Origin of the sequence: Streptococcus sp. HMSC078H12 (assembly GCF_001814615.1) — a bacterium.
Lineage (GTDB): Bacteria > Bacillota > Bacilli > Lactobacillales > Streptococcaceae > Streptococcus > Streptococcus salivarius_F.
Map to the genome: position 1 here is coordinate 250,718 of NZ_KV817316.1, position 17,302 is coordinate 268,019.

17 protein-coding genes, 2 tRNA genes and 1 other RNA gene are annotated in these 17,302 nt (G+C 40.1%); 17 read left to right on the plus strand and 3 right to left on the minus strand.

Going from position 1 to position 17,302, the window contains the following annotated elements; all coding sequences use genetic code 11:
* Positions 1-108 precede the first annotated feature (108 nt).
* The 8 genes from HMPREF2979_RS02575 to HMPREF2979_RS02610 all read left to right on the plus strand — a co-directional run bounded on the left by HMPREF2979_RS02575 (position 109) and on the right by HMPREF2979_RS02610 (position 5,947).
* A tRNA-Gln gene (locus HMPREF2979_RS02575) sits at positions 109-180 on the plus strand.
* A gap of 120 nt (positions 181-300) precedes the next feature.
* Positions 301-1,503 (plus strand): 30S ribosomal protein S1, encoded by a 1,203-nt coding sequence (gene rpsA / locus HMPREF2979_RS02580; RefSeq protein ID WP_003094841.1) that lies wholly within the window; start codon positions 301-303, stop codon positions 1,501-1,503.
* A gap of 68 nt (positions 1,504-1,571) precedes the next feature.
* Positions 1,572-1,643: transfer RNA gene (locus HMPREF2979_RS02585), tRNA-Arg, on the plus strand.
* Positions 1,644-1,892: 249 nt separating this feature from the next.
* Positions 1,893-2,242: a transfer-messenger RNA gene (gene ssrA / locus HMPREF2979_RS02590) on the plus strand.
* Positions 2,243-2,287: 45 nt separating this feature from the next.
* On the plus strand, positions 2,288-2,908 hold the full coding sequence (locus tag HMPREF2979_RS02595) for a DUF3862 domain-containing protein (protein WP_070654994.1): 621 nt from the start codon (positions 2,288-2,290) through the stop codon (positions 2,906-2,908).
* A gap of 82 nt (positions 2,909-2,990) precedes the next feature.
* A complete protein-coding gene (locus HMPREF2979_RS02600) occupies positions 2,991-3,674 on the plus strand; it encodes a TVP38/TMEM64 family protein (protein ID WP_014633415.1) in 684 nt (227 codons plus the stop codon).
* The gene (locus tag HMPREF2979_RS02605) at positions 3,652-4,887 is read left to right on the plus strand and encodes an aminoacyltransferase (RefSeq protein ID WP_070654996.1); all 1,236 of its coding nucleotides are present in this window, start codon (positions 3,652-3,654) and stop codon (positions 4,885-4,887) included. The genes HMPREF2979_RS02600 and HMPREF2979_RS02605 overlap by 23 nt, the downstream gene beginning before the upstream one ends.
* Positions 4,888-4,984: 97 nt before the next feature.
* Entirely contained in the window at positions 4,985-5,947 is a 963-nt protein-coding gene (locus HMPREF2979_RS02610; RefSeq protein WP_070654999.1) for a Gfo/Idh/MocA family protein, read from the plus strand.
* A gap of 45 nt (positions 5,948-5,992) precedes the next feature.
* Here HMPREF2979_RS02610 and HMPREF2979_RS02615 read toward each other — a convergent pair whose 3' ends face one another.
* From HMPREF2979_RS02615 to HMPREF2979_RS02625, 3 genes are all read right to left on the minus strand, one after another.
* Positions 5,993-6,295: a DUF1827 family protein gene (locus HMPREF2979_RS02615; protein WP_002885967.1), complete on the minus strand. Its 303-nt coding sequence runs from the start codon at positions 6,293-6,295 to the stop codon at positions 5,993-5,995.
* A 9-nt stretch (positions 6,296-6,304) separates the two neighbouring features.
* Complete coding sequence (locus HMPREF2979_RS02620) at positions 6,305-6,763, minus strand: NUDIX hydrolase (protein WP_070655001.1); 459 nt, start codon at positions 6,761-6,763, stop codon at positions 6,305-6,307.
* A gap of 142 nt (positions 6,764-6,905) precedes the next feature.
* A complete protein-coding gene (locus tag HMPREF2979_RS02625) occupies positions 6,906-9,176 on the minus strand; it encodes an ATP-dependent Clp protease ATP-binding subunit (protein ID WP_070476502.1) in 2,271 nt (756 codons plus the stop codon).
* A 242-nt stretch (positions 9,177-9,418) separates the two neighbouring features.
* Between HMPREF2979_RS02625 and argF the strand changes: the two genes are divergently transcribed.
* From argF to HMPREF2979_RS02665, 9 genes are all read left to right on the plus strand, one after another.
* Positions 9,419-10,399, plus strand: coding sequence for an ornithine carbamoyltransferase (gene argF, locus HMPREF2979_RS02630; RefSeq protein WP_013990919.1), 981 nt, complete (start codon positions 9,419-9,421; stop codon positions 10,397-10,399).
* A 68-nt stretch (positions 10,400-10,467) separates the two neighbouring features.
* Positions 10,468-10,698: a DUF1797 family protein gene (locus tag HMPREF2979_RS02635; RefSeq protein ID WP_002885970.1), complete on the plus strand. Its 231-nt coding sequence runs from the start codon at positions 10,468-10,470 to the stop codon at positions 10,696-10,698.
* 313 nt (positions 10,699-11,011) lie between these two features.
* Complete coding sequence (locus HMPREF2979_RS02640; RefSeq protein ID WP_002886081.1) at positions 11,012-11,692, plus strand: amino acid ABC transporter permease; 681 nt, start codon at positions 11,012-11,014, stop codon at positions 11,690-11,692.
* Positions 11,692-12,426 (plus strand): amino acid ABC transporter ATP-binding protein, encoded by a 735-nt coding sequence (locus HMPREF2979_RS02645; protein ID WP_013990918.1) that lies wholly within the window; start codon positions 11,692-11,694, stop codon positions 12,424-12,426. The genes HMPREF2979_RS02640 and HMPREF2979_RS02645 overlap by 1 nt, the downstream gene beginning before the upstream one ends.
* A gap of 171 nt (positions 12,427-12,597) precedes the next feature.
* Positions 12,598-13,074 carry a ferrous iron transport protein A gene (locus tag HMPREF2979_RS02650; RefSeq protein WP_037599232.1) on the plus strand — a complete coding sequence of 159 codons (477 nt, stop codon included), beginning with the start codon at positions 12,598-12,600 and terminating at the stop codon, positions 13,072-13,074.
* Positions 13,071-15,209 (plus strand): ferrous iron transport protein B, encoded by a 2,139-nt coding sequence (feoB, locus tag HMPREF2979_RS02655; protein WP_014634124.1) that lies wholly within the window; start codon positions 13,071-13,073, stop codon positions 15,207-15,209. Before HMPREF2979_RS02650 ends, feoB begins: the two co-directional genes overlap by 4 nt.
* Positions 15,210-15,226: 17 nt before the next feature.
* On the plus strand, positions 15,227-15,367 hold the full coding sequence (locus tag HMPREF2979_RS10020; protein WP_002890392.1) for a FeoB-associated Cys-rich membrane protein: 141 nt from the start codon (positions 15,227-15,229) through the stop codon (positions 15,365-15,367).
* Between the two features lie 154 nt (positions 15,368-15,521).
* On the plus strand, positions 15,522-16,298 hold the full coding sequence (locus tag HMPREF2979_RS02660) for an alpha/beta fold hydrolase (protein ID WP_002886229.1): 777 nt from the start codon (positions 15,522-15,524) through the stop codon (positions 16,296-16,298).
* A gap of 149 nt (positions 16,299-16,447) precedes the next feature.
* Complete coding sequence (locus tag HMPREF2979_RS02665; protein WP_070655003.1) at positions 16,448-17,302, plus strand: bifunctional methylenetetrahydrofolate dehydrogenase/methenyltetrahydrofolate cyclohydrolase; 855 nt, start codon at positions 16,448-16,450, stop codon at positions 17,300-17,302.

Consider the following 17,302-nt stretch of genomic DNA (forward strand, 5'->3'; position numbering starts at 1 on the left):
CGCTCCTTCGGGTTCGGGGGTTCGAATCCCTCTCTCTCCATGTCTAAGAAACTGAATCGGGATAGTCGATATCAAGTACTTAGATGTTTTTTTATAGCATTTTGCTATTGGGGTATAGCCAAGCGGTAAGGCAAGGGACTTTGACTCCCTCATGCGTTGGTTCGAATCCAGCTACCCCAGTAAAAGGTATCGGGTGCATTGGCACCGTCTATGTTAACCATTGTCTTTGCGGGTACCTTTAAAAATATATTGTTATCAAGGGTCAGAATTGGCTGGCTCTTGTTGGAGGATCTTTTTAGAATGAACGAATTTGAAGAATTGCTAAACAGTGTTAGCGAAGTTAACACAGGTGACGTTGTAACAGCTGAAGTTATCTCAGTAGATAATGATCAAGCAAATGTTGTTATCGAAGGAACTGGTATCGAAGGTGTTTTGACACGTCGTGAATTGACAAACGACCGTGACGCAAACGTTGCAGACCTTGTTAAAGTTGGTGAAACACTTGAAGTGCTTGTTCTTCGTCAAGTTGTTGGTAAAGATACTGATACTGTAACTTACCTTGTATCTAAAAAACGCTTGGAAGCTCGCAAAGCTTGGGATAAACTTGTTGGTCGTGAAGAAGAAGTTGTTACTGTTAAAGGAACACGCGCTGTTAAAGGCGGACTTTCTGTTGAATTTGAAGGTCTTCGTGGATTTATTCCAGCTTCAATGATCGATACTCGTTTTGTTCGTAACACTGAACAATTTGTAGGTCAAGAATTTGACGCTAAAATTAAAGAAGTTGATCCAGCTGAAAACCGTTTCATCCTTTCACGTCGTGAAGTTGTTGAAGCAGAAGCTGCAGAAGCTCGTAAAGAAGTCTTCTCTAAACTTGAAGTTGGTTCAATCGTAACTGGTAAAGTTGCTCGTTTGACAAGCTTCGGTGCTTTCATCGACCTTGGTGGTGTTGACGGACTTGTTCACGTGACTGAATTGTCTCACGAACGTAACGTTTCACCTAAATCAGTTGTATCTGTAGGTGATGAAGTTGAAGTTAAAGTTCTTGCTATCGACGAAGAAGCAGGACGTGTATCACTTTCACTTAAAGCAACAACACCTGGACCATGGGATGGCGTTGAACAAAAACTTGCTGCTGGTGATGTTATCGAAGGTAAAGTTAAACGCTTGACTGACTTCGGTGCTTTCGTTGAAGTATTGCCAGGTATCGATGGACTTGTTCACATCTCACAAATTTCACACAAACGTGTTGAAAATCCAAAAGATGTTCTTTCAGTAGGTCAAGATGTTACTGTTAAAGTTCTTGAAGTAAATGCTGATGCAGAACGTGTATCACTTTCAATCAAAGCTCTTGAAGAACGTCCAGCTAACGCTGAAGGCGAAAACAACGAAAAACGTCAATCACGTCCACGTCGTCCAAAACGTCAAGAAAAACGTGACTACGAACTTCCAGAAACTCAATCTGGATTCTCAATGGCGGATCTTTTCGGAGATATCGAATTGTAAGATAAAAAAGAGGCATGGAAACATGTCTTTTTTTCTATTTTAGAGTATGCTATAATAGTATACTGTTAGCACCCTTAGTGTAATGGATATCACGTAAGATTCCGGTTCTTGAGATAGGGGTTCGATTCCCTTAGGGTGCAAAAAGAAAAACGTTGAGTGAATTGTTCTCTCAACGTTTTTTAGTCCGTAAGTTTTAGTAAAAATATTTCATAAAATCTTTTAGCCTTGAAAAGGAAAAGACAAGTATACATAAAAATGCTTTTAGCTTGTCCTAAAATCAAAGAAAACTAACGTATTAGCCTCTCCATAGTTGATTTATTGGGGAGACAGTTTGGCTAATCTTTTGCAATTTATTAAAAAATTTGCTATAATACTCAGTATCTCATATTGGGGTCGTTACGGATTCGACAGGCATTATGAGGCATATTCTGCGACTCGTGTGGCGACGTAAACGCTCAGTTAAATATAACTGCAAAAAATACTAATTCTTACGCTGTAGCAGCCTAAACACCTGCTCGCGTGACTTCTAGCAGATTGCTTATGTTTGTTTAGAGGTTTTATTGATTTATAAGCTACGTTTGACCATTGCCTAGCTGGTTGAAAAGAGATTTATAGGCTCGCAGATAGAAGGCTTGAGTTATGTGTCGTCTATCTGTTAAATGAAAGACATAACCTATGGTTGTAGACGAATATGTTGGCAGGTGTTTGGACGTGGGTTCGACTCCCACCGGCTCCATAAAAACCAGAGGCGTCAGCCTTTTATTTGTATATATAGGAATTTATTATGAAAAAACTTTTGTCTTTGACCGTTTTAGGTCTCTCACTTTTTACTCTAGCTGCTTGTGGAAAATCTTCGTCTAAGACAGAGACGAAGGGATCTTTGGATAATGAAGCCTCAAAGATTTTAACCGTTAAGCATGGGAATGTTCGCCAGAACTTTGATAAGATTACCATGGCAAATGCTTCTCAGGAATTTTCAGGAGGCTCAAATCTTGATAGCTTGAAGGGCTGGTTTGGTGAACCCTCATCAACGAGTCAGGAGCAGGCAGGAGATGCTAAGCTTGATGTTTATAATTGGCAGTATGACAATGTTGTTATTACAGCGAAACTCTTTAACAATAGCACTGTAGTTAAGTCAATTTCAAACTTTTCTTACGTCCGTGATCCTAAAATCACACTGAAGATGTACGAAAATCTTAAAAATGGAACTAGCTATGATGATGCTGTCAAAACGCTTGGTACACCGGATGTTTATTCTATCGCTGTCTCTTCAGATGCAACAATGACACAAGCGCTTTGGTCTTCGAACCTTGTTGCTAAGAAGGGTGAAACAGGTAGCCTTACCCTTAACTTTAAAAATGGTGCCTTGGAAAACAAGTCACAAGCGAATTTGATTAATAAGTAATCACAGTAAAAGATGCCTTTCTAAATCAATGAAGGCATTTTTTTGTTATAATAAAAGAAGTGATTAAAATTGTGGAGATGTAATGACCAAAAAAAGACTATTTTTTATAGGGATAGCAGGTTTAATTCTGGTATTCTTATGGCCTCTTTTAAATAACTTCATCCCCTTAATCAAGGAATGGACCAACGCTAAGCATGATCAAGCCTTTTTAAGAGAAGTTTTTAAGCAGGCTAATTTCCAAAATGCACTGATCCTTCTTAGTCTCATGATTCTGTCATCAGCTATTCCTGGAGTTTCAAGTTCTATTTTTTGTATTTTTGTTGGCCTACTCTATGGCCCTTTGCTTGCGATTCCGATGAATATTATTGGTAATACTTTTGGGAATTTAACTAGTTTTGAAATTCTGAGAAGACTTGAAAAGCCAGAGAAGTCCAAACGCATGGAGAAACTTCTAAACTATATTGAGAACTTTAAGCATCGCTTTATTGGGATTTCACTGGCCTTCTCTATTCCATTTATACCATCAGCTCTGGTCAATTATGCTTGTGTTCAGATGAATCTACCCACAAGGACGAGGATTTTGGCGACACTTATTGGAGTGACGCCAGTATCGATTGTTTATGCAGTTAGTGGAGATTTGTTGCTTAATATCCGTCCAATCCGAATGCCCTTAGTGGCAGTACTTGCCATCTTGCTTTTTATCTCACTCGTCATTTACTTTATCCATTTTAGGAAGGAAAAAAATGAGCTTCATTCAAGTAACTAAAGAAGAATTTAACACACATGCTCAACAAGTGTCTGAGCGTTCTTTTATGCAAACTGAGGAAATGGCTAAGCTTCTTGAAAAACGTGGATTTAGCATTAGCTATGTCGCTTGGAAAGAAGGAAATCAGCTAGAAGTCTCAGCAATTGTCTACAGCATGCCTATGACTGGTGGGCTTCGTATGGAGGTGAATTGTGGACCGATTCACTCAAACGCAGCTCATCTGAGCGACTTTTACCAAGGTTTGAAGGATTATGCTAAGGAAAATGGTGCTCTTGAACTATTAATCAAACCTTATGATACTTATCAAACTTTTGACAGTAATGGTGAACCAACTAGTGATGAGCAGAAGCAGCTGATTAGTCAATTGACTGATTTAGGTTATAGCTTTGATGGTTTACAGACAGGCTATCCTGGTGGTGAGCCTGACTGGCACTATGTAAAGGATTTATCTGGGATTGAAGAAAAAGATCTTATCAAGTCTTTCAGTAAAAAAGGGAAACCTCTGGTTAAAAAAGCCAAAACCTTTGGGATTAAGTTGAAAAAACTGAAACGTGATGAGTTATCCATTTTTAAAGAAATCACTTCAGCGACCTCTGATCGTCGTGAGTATAGTGATAAATCGCTAGAATATTATCAAGATTTTTATGATGCTTTTGGTAACAATGCTGATTTTATGGTGGCTACCTTGAATTTTCAGGATTACTATGACCATTTGGAAAGTGATCAGGCTAAGTTGGGAGCTAGAATTGTCAAATTACAAGCTGATTTAGAGGCTAATCCAAAATCTGAGAAAAAACAAAACCAATTAAGAGAGTTATCAAGTCAGTTTGAGACCTTTGATGTTCGCAAGGGCGAAGCGACTGCCTTTATTGACAAGTATGGTCAGGAAGATATTGTTCTGGCTGGAAGTCTCTTTGTCTATACACCTCAAGAAGCTGTTTATCTTTTTAGTGGGTCTTATCCAGAGTTTAATAAGTTTTATGCGCCAGCACTCTTACAAGAGTATGTGATGACACAAGCCATCAAACGTGGCATTACGTTCTATAACTTCCTTGGTATTATGGGAATCTTTGATGGTTCAGACGGAGTTCTGCGATTTAAACAAAACTTTAATGGTTACATTGTTCGCAAGATGGGAACCTTCCGCTATTATCCACAACCGCTTAAATACAAAGCGATTCAAGGAGTTAAGAAACTGCTTGGACGTTCTTAAATTTTAGAGGACTTCGATTTGAGTCCTCTTTCATTATAAATCTCTATATGGGCTTGGACCATAGTAAAGAGAGATTAGAAATTAAGGAGGTAAGTTGATGAAACTTGCACTATTGGGTACAGGGATGATTGTGACAGAGGTTCTTCCTGTGTTAACGACTATTGAGGGCATTGAGCTTGAAGCTATCTTGTCGACACCACGCTCACTTGATAAGGCAGAAGCCCTAGCTAAGCAATATGGTTTGTCTCAGGCGACTAGTGATTATGAGGCAATTTTGTCCAATCCAGAAGTTGATACGATTTATGTGGGAACGCCCAACCATACCCATTATGACTATGCTAAGAAAGCACTTTTGGCCGGCAAGCATGTTATCTGTGAGAAACCCTTCACCCTTCATTTAGAAGAGTTTGAAGAGCTAGCTAAGCTTGCTCAAGAAAAAGAGCTTCTCTTGATGGAGGCTATTACCAATCAATATTTGGCTAATTTTACAGCGATTAAGGAAGCCTTGTCTGATATTGGGGATGTTAAGATTGTGAATATCAATTATTCCCAATATTCGTCACGTTATGATGCCTTTAAGCGAGGAGAGATTGCTCCTGCCTTCAACCCTGAAATGGGTGGGGGAGCACTTAGAGATCTGAATATCTATAATATCCATCTCCTGGTTGGTCTCTTTGGTAAGCCTAATCGTGTGGGATATCTCCCTAATGTGGAGCGAGGAGTGGATACGTCAGGGATTCTAGTTTTGGACTATGGTAACTTTAAGGCTGTTGCCATTGGAGCTAAAGACTGTAGTGCGGAGATTCGTTCAACTATTCAAGGGGATAAGGGAGCTATTACCATTTTTGGTGCAACCAATACTCTTCCTGAGATTGGAGTCACTCTCAATGGTCAGAAAGAGAGAGTCGCCAATCTCAATAGTCCACAACATCGTATGCATGATGAATTTGTGGCTTTTGAAAAAATGGTGGCTACCAAGGATTTTGACAGTGTTGCCAAGCAGTTGGAACATAGTCGTCAGGTTATGGAAGTTCTGGATCAAGCTTCGAAAGCTTTGTAACATACAAAAAAACAAGCAGTGGTATTAGCCATTGCTTGTTTTGTCTTATACAGTTGTTGGGAATGAAATCTCAATCAATTTGTCAGTATGTACTGTTCTAAGTTTGTCCATCAAAACGATATCCTTGTCGATTTTTCGTTTGAGGAAGAATTCACGGATAACTTCTAATTCATTGTCTTTAACAGCACGGTGTTTATTCGAAATCAAGAGTTCATAATGCTTAGGTGCTTGCGTAAAGACAACATCAGTATTCCCAGCAGAGTAGGTCTCTACGAGAAAGGCATCCGTGTTGTCAAGTTGGTTTTGAACAAGTTCTTGGTGTGTACGGGTCGTATTAATGAGTTTCATAGTTTCCTCCTAGGATTTGCCAGTTGTTGTGTTAGTTTCTTTCCATTGTTCGATTCCCCATTTATGACTGCCACGTTTAAGTTTAGCAATGGCCTCGTCAATTGGAAACCAGGACAGGTTATTGAAATCTTCGAGAGGTTTGCCAATTTGTGAAAAATCTACAACTTCATAAATATAGGCTGGATTGTAATAGTAAGTGTCACGGTGGCTTGAATAGAAGTATTCATCAGCCTGGCCATAGTACTGGCCTAAAGTGGCTGTAAATCCAAGTTCTTCAATTAACTCGCGTTCTAATGCGCTATAGTGATCCTCGCCTGCTTCAATCTCTCCACCTGGGAGAAACCAAGCCCCGTTAGGAGCCTGGACTAAAATAATCTTTGTCTTTTCTTGGTTAGGAATCACAGCATAAACACCGTAACGTGTTTGATAATGAGCTCCCTCAACCTTGTCACCAAATGTTGGATTCATGAGTTGCTCCTTACGTTTATTTGCCTATATTATACTAAAATTTTGCTCATTTTCCTATTGATTTAGGCAGAATTAGGGATAAATTTGAAAATAGGAAATGAATCGATAAAGAAACCAAGTCATTGCGACTTGGTTTCTTTATTTAATCAGTTTCTTTTGCTGTCTCAGCTTTCTGAGCAGTTTTTTCAGCTTTTTTAGCAGACTTAATGGTGATGTGGCCTTTTGAAGTCATGACAGCCTTGAGATCTTTTTCATTTGGATTTTCAAGGTAGAAGTCAGTAATAGCGTCTTCAATATGATCTTGGATGGTACGACGTAGTGGTCGAGCCCCCATCTTAGGATCGTAACCGAGGTCAACCAATTTTTCCTTAACTTTCTCAGTTACACTGAGGTGGATACCGTTATTAGCCAAGCGTTGGTTGACATTATCAAGCATGAGGTCAACGATAGTAAGGAGATTTTCTTTGCTAAGGGCAGAGAATTCGATAATACCATCAAATCGGTTCATGAATTCAGGGCTGAAGAAATCTCCAAGCTGGTTAAGCACAGAATTGGTACGATTTTCACGGGCAGCTCCAAAGCCAACGCTAGCTTCAACTTTACCTGTACCGGCATTTGAAGTCATGATGATGATGGTATCCTTGAAACTTACAGTTCGCCCTTGACCATCAGTCAAGCGACCGTCGTCAAGAACTTGGAGGAACATGTGAAGAACGTCTGGGTGAGCTTTTTCAACCTCATCCAGAAGAATGAGTGAATAAGGATTACGGCGGACTTTCTCAGTTAACTGACCAGCTTCGTCGTAACCGACATATCCCGGAGGGGCACCGACCAATTTAGCGACAGCATGTTTTTCCATGTATTCTGACATGTCGAAACGAATCATACTGTCAGCTGAACCAAAGAGTTCAATAGCCAATTGTTTAGAGAGTTCAGTTTTACCGACTCCTGTAGGACCTACGAAGAGGAAGCTACCAATTGGGCGATTTGGTGCACCCAATCCAACACGATTACGACGGATGGCTTTGGCAATCTTATCAACTGCGGCATCTTGTCCAATAACATGTGATTTAAGATCATCAGCAAGACTAAGAAGTTGTGATTGTTCTTTTTCTTTCAAATCACCGACAGGAATATTGGTTTTTTGTTCCACAATGGCTTCGATATGTTTTTCTGTGATGACAGGCATATCTTGGTCTTTAATGGTTTGTTTTTGCATTTCCTTGTATTTGGCAATTTGATCACGGAAATAGGCAGCTTTTTCAAAGTCTTCGTCACGAGTAGCTTGAGCCTTGAGGTTTTCAGCCTCAATCAAACGTTTGTCGATATCTTTAGGATCAACAAAATTGAGGGTCAAATTCATCTTAGAACCTGCTTCATCGAGAAGGTCAATGGCCTTGTCTGGCAAGAAGCGGTCTTGAATGTAGCGGTTGGACAATTCTGCAGCTGCAGTAATCGCTTCGTCCGTATATTTGACGTGGTGGTAGTCTTGATATTTAGGTTGAATACCACGCAAAATAGTGATGGTTTCCTCAACCGTTGGTTCGTCAACCTTAACTGGTTGCATACGACGCTCTAGGGCAGCATCTTTTTCGATGATGCGGTATTCGTTGAGTGTTGTTGCTCCGACCAGTTGAAGTTCTCCACGAGCAAGGGCAGGTTTTAGGATGTTTCCAGCATCCATATTGCCATCACCAGCATTACCAGCTCCCACAATTTCATGGATTTCATCAATAAATAGGATAACATCCTGACGTTGACGAATTTCTTCCATGAGTTTTTGCATGCGTTCTTCAAATTGGCCACGGATACCAGTTCCTTGAACCAGGCTGACCACATCAAGACGGATAACTTGTTTGCCTTGGAGTTTTTGTGGCACGCCACCGTCAACGATTTTTTGAGCTAGGCCTTCAACGACAGCAGTCTTACCGACACCGGGTTCGCCTATGAGGACGGGATTGTTCTTAGTACGGCGGTTAAGAATTTCGATGACACGAATGATTTCCTCGTCACGACCAATAACAGGATCAATGTCTCCACGACGAGCGATGTCAGTGATGTTAATGCCGAACTCTTCAAGAAGACCTTGTGGCTGTTGAGGAGCTTGTTGGCGTGGTCCTCCTGGACGGCCTGGTCCTTGTGTATTACCACCGTTTCCTCGGTTACCACCTTCTTGTGTTGGAGGTGTGTTGGGAAGATTGCCGTTAGAAGAACGGAAGTTATTTAGGTCGCTGAAGAAATCGTCGAAGAAGTTTGAACCTCCTGTTTGATTGAATTGATTGAGGGGGTTCTCTGGGTCAGATTTCATGATTTTATAACAATTTTGACAGAGGTCAACTTGTTGCTGATTACCATTTACATTGGTATACAAATGAATACTAGCTTCATTAAGGTTACAGTTTTGACAGAGCATATCAGTACCTCTTTTCTATCTGAATTGGGAAAGACCTTTATTGAAAAAAATCTTGGTCAAAAAAGGTCAAATCTATGACTCCATTATAGCATGCGGAAGGTAGATTGCAAGTAAAAAGCATCTAGGTTTGGCACTCTCTTAAAAAGAGTGCTAACGTTGAATTTTAATTCAAAATCACTTGTCTAAAATGTATAAATATTATATAATAATTTTATATTATTCAGAACGAAAGAGAGATACCTATGACACAAGCTAAATCATTTTTGAAAGAAATCGACTTTACCAAGCAGGAACTTGAGGAGTTAATCGATTTATCTATAAAATTTAAACAGCTAAAGAAGGAAAGAATTCCGCATAAATATTTAGATGGCTTAAATATTGCCTTGATTTTTGAAAAAACATCCACAAGAACTCGCTCAGCTTTTACGGTGGCTGGTCAGGACCTAGGTATGAATGTGACCTACCTTGGTGCTGGAGATATTCAGTTAGGTAAAAAGGAATCTGTTGTTGATACAGCCAAGGTGCTTGGTTCTATGTTTGATGGAATCGAATACCGTGGGTTTAAGCAAGAAGATGTCGAGGATTTGGCTAAGTACTCAGGTGTTCCGGTCTGGAATGGTTTGACGGATACCTGGCATCCAACGCAAATGATTGCGGATTTCATGACTTTGAAGGAGCGTTTTGGTAGTTTGGAAGGTTTGACCATTGCCTATATTGGAGATGGTAGAAATAATATGGCCAACTCACTTTTGGTCACTTCGGCTATTTTAGGCGTTAATGTCAAGATTATTGCCCCAGAGGTGCTGCAACCTGAAGATGAGATTGTAGCTCTAGCTCAGAAACATAATAATGGTGCCGATTTAACCATTACTGATGATATTTCAGAGGTCAAGGGAGTGGATATGCTTTATACGGATGTCTGGGTATCTATGGGTGAAGAAGTAGACTTTAAATCTCGTATTGATTTGCTCCTGCCTTATCAAATTAATGCAGACCTACTTGCCAAGACGGAAAATCCAGATGTCATCGTTATGCACTGTCTCCCAGCTTTTCATGATCTCAATACCCAAATTGGGCAAGAAATCTATGACAAATACGGTTTGGCAGAGTTAGAAATCACCGATCAAGTCTTCCAAAAATACAGTGATATCATCTTCCAAGAAGCTGAGAATCGTATGCATTCTATCAAGGCTATTATGTACAATTCCTTGAAAAATATTTAAAATTCCCCCATTTTTCCCATAAGTGTGATAAAATAAGTAAGAAATACACAATTAATAGGAGAAATAACATGGAATCACATTTGGTGAGAATCATTAACCGTCTTGAAATGATGGCGGCTGATGGTGGTAATTTGAAACGTAATTTTGAACGTGAAGGAGTGGTTGTTGCCGAAGTATCATTTAGCAACGATCCTGAAAATGGTCCAGTTTTCACATTGCGTGACGTTGAAGCGCGTGAATCTTATTCATTTGATAGCATCGACTTGATTGCAATGGAAATCTACGATTTGCTTTACTAATAAATTATTTTGGAACTTTACAAGGTTCCAAAAATCAGAATGCCTGAAACTCGATAGTTTCAGGCATTTTTATCAGGATGAAAGCATGGGGGGATGCTTGTATGACTTGTCAAAACAGGCAGTACTTCAAATTCTTGGCAAAGCTCTTGGCGTAGTGTCATCTTAGAAAGACATAAGGTGTATTGCTTGAGAGTTTTGCTAGCTAGGTCTATAACTTAGTTTTTATACTGAAATATCGCATTTATAAGAAAATACTTTATTATTATACAGTCTTCTGATATAATATTGAAGAATATTAGTAAGGAGTATCTAGATGAATTTTTCATTTCTACCACAGTTTTGGTCTTACTTTAACTATGGTGTCTTAGTAACAATTATGATTTCGGTCTGCGTGGTCTTCTTCGGAACCATTCTTGGGGTTTTGGTATCCTTGGCTAAACGTTCTGGAATCAAACCTTTGGAGTGGTTGGTGAGCCTTTATGTTTGGGTTTTCCGTGGGACTCCTATGGTTGTGCAGATTATGATTGCTTTTAACCTCATCCACATGAATCTTCCAACTGTTCAGTTTGGCATTTTGAACCTTGATTTGTCACGTATCGTTCCAGGTATTATCGTCCTTTCTTTGAACAGTGGTGCTTATATTTCTGAGAGTGTGCGTGCAGGTATCGAGTCTATTCCTAAAGGTCAGGTTGAAGCTGCCTACTCACTTGGTATCCGTCCATGGAATACCATGCGTTATGTGGTCTTGCCTCAAGCCATTAAAAATATCTTGCCTGCCTTGGGTAACGAGTTTGTTACTATTATCAAGGATAGTTCGCTCTTGCAAACCATCGGGGTTATGGAATTGTGGAATGGTGCACAAACTGTTGCAACAACAACCTACTTGACCTTGACGCCGCTCTTGTTCGCAGCCTTCTATTATTTGATTGTGACAACGGCTATGACGGCACTCTTGAAACAAATGGAAAAACGACTTGGGGAGGGACGTAAATAATGGCAGAAACAATTATTGAGATTAAAAATCTTCACAAGTATTTTGGTAAGAACGAAGTTCTCAAAGGGATTGATCTAGATATTAAAAAGGGTGAGGTAGTGGTTATCATCGGTCCTTCAGGATCAGGAAAATCTACCTTCCTACGCTCAATGAACTTGCTTGAGAAACCTACAAAAGGTGTTATTTCCTTTGAAGGTGTGGATATTACAGATAAAAATAACGACATTTTCAAAATGCGTGAGAAGATGGGAATGGTTTTCCAACAGTTTAACCTCTTCCCGAATATGACAGTTAAAGAAAATATCACCTTGTCACCAATTAAGACTAAGGGTGTTTCTAAAGCTGATGCAGAAGCAAAGGCCATGGAACTTTTAGAAAAGGTTGGCTTGAAAGATAAGGCAGATGCCTACCCAACAAGTTTATCAGGTGGTCAGCAACAACGTATTGCGATTGCACGTGGTTTGGCTATGGATCCAGACGTTCTCTTGTTTGACGAACCAACATCAGCCCTTGACCCAGAAATGGTTGGTGAAGTTCTATCAGTTATGCAGGACCTTGCTAAGTCAGGGATGACAATGGCAATTGTTACCCACGAAATGGGCTTTGCTTATGAAGTGGCTGATCGTGTTATCTTTATGGATGGCGGTGTCATTGTCGAAGAAGGCACACCACAAGAGATTTTCGACAATACTAAGGAAGATCGTACCAAGGACTTCTTGAGTAAGGTTTTGTAAGATATTCATTAAGTATGTATACATTGTTTGTGAAGGCTGGAAAAGTTCCAGCCTTTTCTTTGTGTGTTCTACTTTTCTAGAATCATTCTTGTTTAGGATAATATTGCGGAAAAGATGGATAAATATGCTATAATGATGCCGTATCAAAAATAATAAAGTAGGTCAAGAAATATGCTCATATATGATGCGGCCTTAAAAACCCCTTACCGGATTCTTGGTATTAACCTCCCTAAGGATAGTCTTTTGCACTTATCTAACCTAGGGTTGGCTGCCGGTGAAACGATTGAGGTGGTAACTAAGACCAAGAACAGTGCTATTATTATCGTTAAAGGGAGTCGCTTAGCCTTTGATGCGTCGATTCTGGATAAGATTGATTTGGCACCTGCCGAGGAAGATCAGGAGAAGATACCTCTTTCTGAATTACCAGTTGGACGTTCGGCTATCGTTACTGATATTTTTTCAGCCAATGAAACCAAACGACGTCTTATGGATATGGGAATTACAAAGCGTACTCGAGTCTTGTTGCGTAAGGTAGCCCCTTTGGGAGATCCTCTAGAAATTAGTTTGAGAGGGTACGAATTAACCCTACGCAAGTCGGAAGCGCAAATGATTAGTGTGGTCATGCTGGATGAGGGAGAGGAAAAATGACAGAAATTGCATTAATAGGTAATCCTAATAGTGGTAAAACCAGTTTATTCAACCTGATAACAGGGAACAATCAGCGTGTTGGTAACTGGCCAGGTGTTACTGTAGAACGAAAAAGTGGGCTGGTCAAAAAGAATAAGGATTTAGAAATCCAGGATTTACCAGGGATTTACTCAATGTCACCCTATAGCCCTGAAGAAAAGGTGGCGCGTGACTATTTGTTGAGCCAAAGGGCAGACAGTATTTTAAATGTAGTCGATGCAACAAATTTGGAGCGTAACCTTTATCTGACAACGCAGTTGATTGAGACAGGTATTCCAGTCACTTTAGCGCTTAACATGAGTGATGTTTTAGAGGCTCAGGGAAAACAGATTAATGTTGATAAATTATCTTACCATCTAGGCGTACCGGTAGTAGCCACTAGTGCTCTCAAGCAAACTGGTATTGATCAGGTTGTGAAGAAGGCGGCTCATACGACAACCTCTACAGTTGCGGACATTGCTTTTCCAATTTATGACGATAAATTAGAAGCTGCTATCTCACAAATTTTGGAAGTCTTGGGAAATTCGGTGCCGCAAAGGTCTGCGCGTTTTTACGCCATTAAACTCTTTGAACACGATGCTTTAGTTGAGGCTGAGCTAGACTTGTCCCCATTCCAACGAAAAGAAATCAAAGACATCATTCGAATCACAGAGGAAGTTTTCACCGAAGATGCGGAGTCAATTGTCATTAATGAGCGTTATGCCTTTATCGAACGAGTTTGTCAGATGGCTCAAAGTCATACAGAAGATTTTGCCCTAACCTTGTCAGATAAGATTGATAGGATTGTCACCAACCGTATTTTGGCCTTGCCAATTTTCGCAGTAGTTATGTATTTGGTTTATTTCTTATCTATTCAGACTGTTGGAACCATGTGGACAGACTGGGCTAACGATGTGCTTTTTGGTAAGTATGTTCCAGATTTGGTAACTTCTGGTCTTGACTATCTTCAAGTTCAGGACTGGCTTAAGTCTTTGATTGTCGATGGGATTGTCGCTGGGATTGGGACAGTACTAGGATTCCTACCTCAAATCTTTGTGCTCTTTATCTGTTTGGGTGTGCTTGAGGATATTGGATATATGAGTCGTATTGCCTTTGTTATGGACCGTATTTTCCGTCGTTTTGGTCTTTCTGGGAAATCCTTTATTCCCATGTTGATTTCTACAGGTTGTGGGGTGCCAGCGGTTATGTCTAGTCGAACCATTGAAAATGAAAGGGACCGTCGCATTACCATTATGACGGCAACCTTCATGCCTTGTTCGGCCAAGTTGGAAATTATTGCCTTGATTGCTGGAGCTTTCTTCCCTAGTAATTCTTTAGTAGCACCAAGTACCTATTTTATTGGGATGGCTGCTATTATCCTATCGGGTATTGCCCTCAAAAAGACGAGTTTTTTAGGTGGTTTAACCAGTCCGTTTATTATGGAATTGCCTGCCTATCACTGGCCTAAAGCCATGTCGGTCTTGCGTTATGCTTTTGGTAAGGCTATGAGTTTTGTCAAACGTGCGGGAACCATCATTTTCAGTTTGACCGTTCTTATCTGGTTTATGTCTAACTACAACTTTACCCTACATACTGTAGATACGGAAGTTAGCATTTTGGCGACTTTAGGTAAGGGCTTGTCTTGGATTTTTGACCCACTCGGATTTGGAAATTGGAAGGCAACAGTTGCGGCTCTTACAGGTTTAGCTGCCAAGGAGACCGTTGTTGCCACCTTTGGTATTCTCTATCATAATAGCAGTGAGGCGGGTCTGGCTGAGGCTCTGCGAGGAGATTATTCTTCCTTAGCTGCCTATTCCTTCTTGATTTTTAACTTGCTTTGTGCGCCATGTTTTGCGGCTATTGGAGCTATTAAGCGTGAAATGGCCAATCTGAAATGGACAGTTGGGGCTATCGGTTTCCAAACCGGTTTAGCTTATTGTGTGAGTTTAATCCTTTACCAGTTTGGTCAAGTCATCCTATACGGTAAGTCAATGACAATTTGGACTTTTGTTGCTTTCTTACTTTTAGTAACGATGATTTACTTTGTTGTTCGTAAACCACGTCAGATTAAGGATCAAATCATTAGCTTGGATAATCTTCAAGAAGCTCATATTTAGGTTTAGGAGGAATTGTTATGTCTACCTTTATCATTGCTTTCATTATTTTTGCTTTAGCTGGTCTTGGCATCCGTCACTATATCAAAGGAAAAGGATCTTGTGGCGATTGCGAGTGTTCTTGTCCGGTTAAGGAAGAAATGCATAAGGCTAATCGCTAATAAAATAATATATAGAAAAATGGTCTCTTATTCATTTAAGAGACCATTTTCTTACGATTGTAAGAAATGTATAAAGGTATCTAGGTTGGAAGTGTGATACTATAAGATAGATAAATAATCTAAATTTTTAACAAAAAAGGGAGATGTATAAGGAATGGTTTTGAACAAAGAGATTGTCCTAATTCATGGGACCTGGTGTGATGGCAATGTTTGGGGAGAATTTGCGACAGGTCTACGTCAAATGGGATATAAGGTGCATACACCTAGCTTTCGTTACCATGACCTACCTTATCAAGAGTGCCTAGCTAAGGTTGGGACTGTTACCCTGCAGGACTATCGAGATGATTTAGTGGCCTTGATTGAAAGTCTTGACCAACCACCACTTATCTTGGGGCACTCTTTAGGGTGTTTAGTGGCTCAGATGGTTGCCGAAAAAACAGAAGTAGCTGGTATGATTCTCATGGGACCAGCACCAACAGCAGATATTTTTGCCTTTTATCCAACCATGTTAGCTTGTTTTGGCAAACACTTTTTACGCTGGGGATTTTGGAAAAAAGCCATGCCTCCGTATAAAAAGGAGTTTTTCAAGTATTGCATGAATGAACAAGAGGAATCTTTGAAAGAGGAAGTTTTTGCTGATTTGGTTCCTGAATCAGGAAAAGTCTATACTCAGATGGCTCTTCATTGGTTTGATAAGACAAAAGCAGCTTACGTTGACTTTAGTCGGATTTCATGTCCTGTACTTGTGATTTCTGGGACCAAGGATAAGATGACTCATCCTAATATTGCCAGAAGAACGGCTAAGAACTACCGTGATTCCGTTCTCGTTTCCTTAACGGGTGCAGATCACATGTATGAAAGTGGCAAATTCCAGCAGAAGACCTTGAAGGTTATTAAGGGCTGGAGTCAGCAAAATGGTTTTGTGGACTAGTCACGAAGCATAATCAGAAAAAAGTTGGAAGGTGATTCCAGCTTTTTTAGTTTCGTATTTAAGATGTCTTTTTGAAAATTTAGAAAATTTAGTCACAAAGAGCCATCACTATGGTATAATTGAGAAAAAGTATGTATTGGAGAACACCCATGGCGATAATAATGGATGGTAAGGCCCTAGCTGCTAAAATGCAGGATCATTTGCATGAAAAGGTAGAACGCCTTAAAGAAAAGGAATGGATTGTGCCAGGACTAGTGGTAATTATGGTTGGTGACAACCCAGCTAGTCAGGTTTATGTGCGCAACAAGGAACGTGCTGCTAAAAAGGCTGGCTTCCATAGCCAGACAGTCAACCTTTCTGAGAGTATCAGCGAGGAAGAATTGATTGAGGTTATTGAGCAATATAATCAGGATCCACTTTTCCATGGTATTTTGGTTCAGTTGCCATTGCCAAATCATATTAATGAAATGCGTATTCTTTTGGCTATTGATCCTACAAAAGATGTCGATGGTTTCCATCCTATGAATACCGGTAATCTCTGGAATGGTCGCCGTCAAATGGTACCTTGTACGCCGGCTGGAATTATGGAAATCCTTCGTGAGTACAATGTAGAATTGGAAGGTAAGACAGCAGTTATTATTGGACGTAGTAATATTGTCGGTAAACCTATGGCCCAGCTTCTTTTGGAGAAAAATGCTACGGTTACTTTGACTCACTCACGAACACCACATCTGGCTAAGGTTTGTAGCAAGGCTGATGTCTTGATTGTGGCTATTGGACGCGCTAAATTTGTAACGGAAGAATATGTCAAAGAGGGTGCTGTTGTCATTGATGTGGGAATCAACCGTGATGAAGAAGGCAAACTTTGTGGTGACGTTGATTTTGATCAAGTAAAAGATAAAGTTGGTATGATCACGCCTGTTCCAGGTGGTGTGGGTCCTATGACTATTACCATGCTTATGGAACAGACCTATCAAGCTGCTCTTCGTAGTGCGAAAGGATAG